The sequence below is a fragment of the Streptococcus infantis genome, assembly GCF_019929575.1.
Classification (GTDB): domain Bacteria; phylum Bacillota; class Bacilli; order Lactobacillales; family Streptococcaceae; genus Streptococcus; species Streptococcus infantis_L.
Genome location: NZ_JAHZPU010000020.1, coordinates 25,838 through 32,084, shown reverse-complemented (window position 1 = coordinate 32,084; position 6,247 = coordinate 25,838). Strand labels below are relative to the sequence as shown.

General features: G+C 41.1%; 7 protein-coding genes. 5 read left to right on the top strand and 2 right to left on the bottom strand.

From position 1 onward, the window contains the following. The first annotated feature begins 155 nt into the window (after window positions 1-155). The 5 genes from K1I67_RS07110 to groL all read left to right on the top strand — a co-directional run bounded on the left by K1I67_RS07110 (window position 156) and on the right by groL (window position 4,288). Window positions 156-998 (top strand): PTS mannose/fructose/sorbose/N-acetylgalactosamine transporter subunit IIC, encoded by an 843-nt coding sequence (locus K1I67_RS07110; protein WP_061862698.1) that lies wholly within the window; start codon window positions 156-158, stop codon window positions 996-998. Continuing rightward, entirely contained in the window at window positions 982-1,836 is an 855-nt protein-coding gene (locus K1I67_RS07105) for a PTS system mannose/fructose/sorbose family transporter subunit IID (protein WP_223339403.1), read from the top strand. Before K1I67_RS07110 ends, K1I67_RS07105 begins: the two co-directional genes overlap by 17 nt. A 102-nt stretch (window positions 1,837-1,938) precedes the next feature. After that, the gene (locus K1I67_RS07100) at window positions 1,939-2,232 is read left to right on the top strand and encodes a DUF202 domain-containing protein (protein ID WP_223339402.1); all 294 of its coding nucleotides are present in this window, start codon (window positions 1,939-1,941) and stop codon (window positions 2,230-2,232) included. Between the two features lie 136 nt (window positions 2,233-2,368). Then, entirely contained in the window at window positions 2,369-2,653 is a 285-nt protein-coding gene (groES, locus tag K1I67_RS07095; protein WP_045763672.1) for a co-chaperone GroES, read from the top strand. Between the two features lie 15 nt (window positions 2,654-2,668). Beyond that, window positions 2,669-4,288, top strand: coding sequence for a chaperonin GroEL (groL, locus tag K1I67_RS07090; protein ID WP_223339401.1), 1,620 nt, complete (start codon window positions 2,669-2,671; stop codon window positions 4,286-4,288). A 97-nt stretch (window positions 4,289-4,385) separates the two neighbouring features. Here groL and serS read toward each other — a convergent pair whose 3' ends face one another. Continuing rightward, window positions 4,386-5,660, bottom strand: coding sequence for a serine--tRNA ligase (serS, locus tag K1I67_RS07085; RefSeq protein ID WP_000884217.1), 1,275 nt, complete (start codon window positions 5,658-5,660; stop codon window positions 4,386-4,388). 213 nt (window positions 5,661-5,873) lie between these two features. Then, entirely contained in the window at window positions 5,874-6,245 is a 372-nt protein-coding gene (locus tag K1I67_RS07080) for a DUF956 family protein (protein ID WP_070460172.1), read from the bottom strand. Between the last annotated feature and the right edge of the window lie 2 nt (window positions 6,246-6,247).

Sequence of the window (6,247 nt, the reverse complement as noted above, 5' to 3'; positions counted from 1 at the left end):
TTTCTAGTAAATGTGTTGCAACTCTACTATACAGGATTTATTCCTTTTTGTGTTTACACAACTTATTGTACACTGCCCAAATCTAAATTTGGTTTTTAAACCTAACAGTTTTATTAGTTAGGTAAATAAATTTACAAACAAAAGGAGAGTTTGTTATGACAATTTCATGGATTCAAGCAATCTTGCTTGCTGTTTTCGCCAGCTTGTCTTCAATGCCTGGTATGGGAGGTTCCAGTATCGGGAACTATACACTCGGTCGTCCCTTGATCGGTGGGTTGATTTCAGGTTTAATTCTTGGAGATGTGACAACCGGTATTATGGTCGGGGTTGCCCTTCAAGTTGTTTATATCGCCTTGGTAACACCTGGTGGAACCGTATCTGCCGATGTTCGTGCAATCTCTTATATCGGTGTTCCTCTTGCTATCTTGTTTGTGCATGCAAATCACATCACAGACGAAGCTGGAATTGCAGCAGCTGCAGCCCCAATCGGTGCGGCCGTTGGGACAATCGGTACTGTTCTTTTCTACGGTACAGCTACAATGAACTTGCTTTGGCAACACATTGGTTGGAAAGCTGTTGAAGAAGGAAACTTTAAAAAACTCTACGCAGTTGACTGGATTTATCCTTGGATCTCTCACTTCCTCTTCTCTTTCCTTCCAACTATGATTATCACTAAATATGGTGAAAACATGGTTGATTTGATGAAACTTTACCTTCCTATGGATGGTTTCTGGATGAAAGCTCTCTTTACAGTCGGAGCTCTTCTCCCATGTGTCGGTATTGCTATCTTGTTGAAACAAATTGTTACAAAAGCAACTGACTTCATTCCATTCTTTGTTGGATTTACCTTGGCTAAATCTCTAGGATTGAACTTGGTAGCTAGTGCGGTTGTTTCATTGATCTTTGCAGTAATCTACTATGAACTTGAAGTGATTAAATCTATGAAAGCTGCTCCGGCTGGGGTTGTTTACGTAGACGATGATGAGGAGGATATTTAAAATGGCTGATAGAAAGAAAATTTCAAAGAAAACATTAGCAAAAGCATTTCATCATTGGTATTATGGTCATTTGACTTGTTTCTCTCAAGAACACATGCAAACCTTTGGCTACTTGACTTCTATGCTTCCAATCGTAGAAGAAATGTATGATACAAAAGAAGAACAAAAAGATGCTATGCAAACCTATACTGCTTTCTTCAATACTGAACCACAACTTGGCTCTCTCGTTGTAGGGATTACGGCTGGTTTGGAAGAAGCGCGTGCAAATGGAGATGCAGTAGATGGTGAAACCATCAATGGTATGCGTGCCGGTTTGATGGGTCCAATCGCTGGTATCGGTGACTCTTTGGTCGTTGGGACCTTGATTCCAGTTCTTTTGGGGATTGCCCTTGGTCTTTCTAAAGGTGGTAACGTCGCTGGTGCTATCTTCTACATCGTCGTATGGAACCTCTTAGTATACTTTGGTATGCGCTTTGCCTTCTTCAAAGGATATCAATTGGGGGATAAAGCCGTTGAATTCCTAGTAGGACCAAAAGGACAAGCACTTCGTAAAGCAATCAGCGTTGTCGGCGGTATGGTTATCGGTGCGGTAGCAGCAACTTGGGTGTCTGTTACAACAGCCCTTCAATTTGAGAATTCTGAAGGAAAAGTCTTCTTAAATATCCAAGAAAAGATTGATGGTGTTTATCCAGGTCTCTTGACAGCAACTTTCATCACTATTTGCTGGTGGTTAATGTCTAAGAAAAAAGTTTCACCAAACAAAGTTATGTTGCTTCTAGTTGTTGTCGCTTTGGTCGGTGTTGCTCTAGGTATCTTTGACCCACATCTTAATTACTAAGCTCAAGAAAAGCACATATTTACTAGTAGAAAATTTTGAGAATGAAGTAGACTAACCTCCTTCTCTTCCCCTTCATTCTCAATTTTTGTCAGGAGGATTTTCATGGTTACAAAACAAGAACTTGTTAATGGATATGAAACAGAAATTAGGTATCAACGTCATATGATTGAAAATCTTGGCCGTTGGTTTAGCTTACTCTTTATCATTGCCAGTATAGGTATGGTCTTGATTTATCTCTTTCATAAAAGCTTCCTCACAATCTTAATTTTCGGAATTTTACTTGCTTTGGTTGGAATATTGGGAATGGTGGTTTTTGGATATGGTATCTACCGAGGGCGGATCAATCTCCAAAAGGTTATCAATGATTTCAATCAAAAATTGACGATTCTCAATTAATATTAAAGGAACATCTCATTCATTTTTGAGGTGTTTTTTTCTTGACTATTTCTGACTAAGTGATACAATAGAACTATGGTTTAGCACTCATACGTAAAGAGTGCTAACAATATGATTATCTTATGGAGGAAAGCAGATGTTGAAACCATTAGGAGACCGCGTGGTCTTGAAAATTGAAGAAAAAGAACAAACTGTTGGAGGCTTTGTCCTTGCAGGATCAGCTCAAGAAAAAACAAAAACAGCTAAAGTAGTGGCTACAGGACAAGGTGTTCGTACCTTGAGCGGTGAGCTAGTCGCCCCAAGTGTAAAAGTTGGAGATCAGGTTTTGGTTGAAGCTCATGCAGGTATCGAGGTCAAAGATGGTGACGAAAAATATGTCATCGTTGGTGAAGCTAACATCTTAGCAATCGTGGAAGAATAAGAGGAGGAAGTAAGTATGGCAAAAGACATTAAATTTTCATCAGATGCTCGTTCAGCTATGGTACGTGGTGTTGATATCCTAGCTGATACAGTTAAAGTAACCTTGGGGCCTAAAGGCCGTAATGTTGTTCTTGAAAAATCATTCGGCTCACCATTGATTACCAATGATGGTGTAACAATCGCTAAAGAAATCGAACTAGAAGACCATTTTGAAAATATGGGTGCTAAATTGGTGTCAGAAGTGGCTTCTAAAACCAATGATATTGCTGGTGACGGGACAACTACTGCAACAGTTTTGACCCAAGCTATTGTTCGTGAAGGAATCAAAAACGTTACGGCTGGCGCAAACCCAATCGGTATTCGTCGTGGGATTGAAGCAGCGGTTGCTGCAGCAGTAGAAGCTTTGAAGAATACGGCTATCCCTGTTGCTAATAAAGAAGCCATCGCGCAGGTTGCTGCTGTATCCTCTCGTTCTGAAAAAGTAGGTGAGTACATCTCTGAAGCCATGGAAAAAGTTGGTAAAGATGGTGTTATCACTATTGAAGAATCACGTGGTATGGAAACAGAGCTTGAAGTCGTAGAAGGAATGCAATTTGACCGTGGGTATCTATCACAGTACATGGTGACAGATAATGAAAAAATGGTTGCAGACCTTGAAAATCCATACATTTTAATCACTGACAAGAAAATTTCAAATATCCAAGAAATCTTGCCACTGCTAGAAAGCATTCTACAAAGCAGTCGTCCACTCTTGATTATTGCTGATGACGTTGACGGTGAAGCTCTTCCAACTCTTGTTTTGAATAAGATTCGTGGAACTTTCAACGTAGTTGCTGTTAAGGCACCTGGTTTCGGGGACCGTCGTAAAGCAATGTTGGAAGACATCGCAATTTTGACAGGTGGAACTGTTATCACAGAAGATCTTGGTCTTGAATTGAAAGATGCTACTATCGAAGCGCTTGGTCAAGCAGCTAAAGTGTCTGTTGATAAAGATAGTACAGTCATTGTAGAAGGTGCAGGTAATCCTGAAGCAATTGCTAACCGTATTGCTGTCATCAAGTCACAAATCGAAACAACAACTTCAGAATTTGACCGTGAAAAACTCCAAGAACGCTTGGCTAAATTGTCAGGTGGGGTAGCAGTCATCAAGGTTGGTGCTGCGACTGAAACAGAATTGAAAGAAATGAAACTCCGCATCGAAGATGCTCTTAACGCTACTCGTGCAGCAGTAGAAGAAGGAATCGTTGCAGGTGGTGGTACTGCCCTTGTTAATGTTATCTCTGCCGTTGCTGCCTTGGAGTTAGAAGGTGATGAAGCAACAGGACGTAACATTGTTCTTCGTGCCTTGGAAGAACCTGTACGCCAAATCGCTTATAATGCAGGTTATGAAGGTTCAATTGTTATCGATCGTTTGAAAAATGCAGAGCTTGGAACAGGCTTCAATGCTGCAACAGGTGAATGGGTCAACATGATTGAAGCAGGAATTATCGATCCTGTCAAGGTTAGTCGTTCAGCCCTTCAGAATGCAGCTTCAGTAGCAAGCTTGATTCTAACAACAGAAGCAGTCGTAGCTAACAAACCAGAACCCGCTGCACCAGCGCCAGCTATGGATCCATCAATGATGGGTGGCTACTAAGAAATAAATAAAAACAGGTAGAATGAAAGATTTCTACCTGTTTCTTTTGAATTACTCAAAAAGAGGAAGCTCAGCCTCCTCTTTTTACATCTATTAATTATGGTTTGATAACTTCAGCTCCACCCATGTATGGACGAAGAACTTCTGGAATGGTCACAGAACCATCTTCGTTTTGATAGTTTTCAAGGATAGCAGCGACTGTACGTCCAACAGCAAGTCCAGAACCATTCAAAGTATGAAGAAGTTTAACCTTACCATCGGCTTCATCACGGTAACGGATTTGGGCACGACGAGCTTGGAAATCTTCTGTATTTGAACAGCTTGAGATTTCACGGTAGGTATTTTGCGCAGGGATCCATACTTCCAAGTCATAAGTCTTAGCAGCAGAGAAGCCCATATCTCCAGTAGAGAGAGCAACCACACGGTATGGAAGGTTGAGTTTTTGAAGGATGTTTTCAGCGTTGGCTGTCATCTTTTCTAGTTCTTCGTATGACTCTTCAGGTTTGGCAAATTTCACCATTTCTACCTTGTGGAATTGGTGTAAACGAATCAAACCACGAGTATCACGACCAGCTGAACCAGCTTCAGAACGGAATGATGGGCTCATAGCAGTAAAGTAGATTGGTAAGTCTTTTCCATCAAGAATTTCATCACGATAGTAGTTGGTCAGAGGAACTTCAGCAGTAGGAATGAGGACGTAGTTCGTATCTTTCAATTCAAACGTATCTTCTTTGAATTTTGGATATTGACCAGTACCGAACATAGAATCATGGTTAACCATGTAAGGTGTGATGACTTCAGTGTAGCCTTCTTTTCCATGCTCATCCAACATGAAGTTGTAGATAGCACGTTCCAAACGAGCCCCAAGTCCTTTATAGAAGAGGAAGCGCGCTCCAGTTACCTTTCCACCACGTTCCCAGTCAAGAATACCAAGATCTTCACCTAGATCCCAGTGAGCTTTTGGTTCAAAGTCGAACTCGCGAGGAGTTCCCCAACGGCGAACTTCTACGTTATCATCTTCGTCTGCACCGATAGGCACGCTATCAGCTGGGATGTTTGGAAGAGTAGTGGTAAATTCTGTTAATTTAGCATCGATTTCAGCCAATTCTGCATCGAGTGCTTTGACCTCAGCAGATAGGGTTTGCATAGCAGCAATCTTGTCATCGGCATTTTCCTTGTTGCGCTTAGCTTGAGCAATTTCAGCAGAAACCGTGTTACGCTCAGCCTTGAGGGTTTCAACCTTGACCAAGATGTCACGTCGTTTGGCATCGATTTCTTTCATCTCGTTCAAGATAGCAGCATCTACACCACGTGTAGCTAGTTTTTCAGCGACAGCATCAAAGTCTGTACGAATACGTTTGATATCTAACATATAAACTCCTTTATGAAAAAAGCACACCTGACAAAGCGTTGGAGTGGCAGGGCCACGGTTCCATCCAACTTCACAGGTGTGCACTTGATTCTGTATTTGATTTAAAACAACGGTAGAATTTCAATTAAATCTTCTATCTGCTCGCAGCATCCGCAGACTTTCTGAAAGAAGGAAGTAACCTACTTATCCGTTGCTATGATTATACTAAACTTTTTATTTTTTTGCAAATAGATTTTTAATTTTTCGACCAATGATTTGGACTAAGGTAGGAAGTTTGACTACCTTGTCATTTCCCAATTTTTCACGAGCAATCTTAAGGATTTTTCCAGAGTCTTTTGAGGCGAAGAGAAATTTTCCTTGATCTGTAAAGACTTCAAAATGCCGACTAACCTTGCGACCTGAAACATTGGCTCCAATTTGGTTAACGCTGGACCATGGGATTTGAATATAGTCCTCGACATTACGATCTGCGTAAAATTCTAGCGCATGATCTCCAACCAGAAATTTTCCAACCTTTCCTGTAATGGAGAGATAGGAGGTTCCAGTTGTTTGCAAGTCGACGACCTTGTTGAGGGATTGTGCCATGT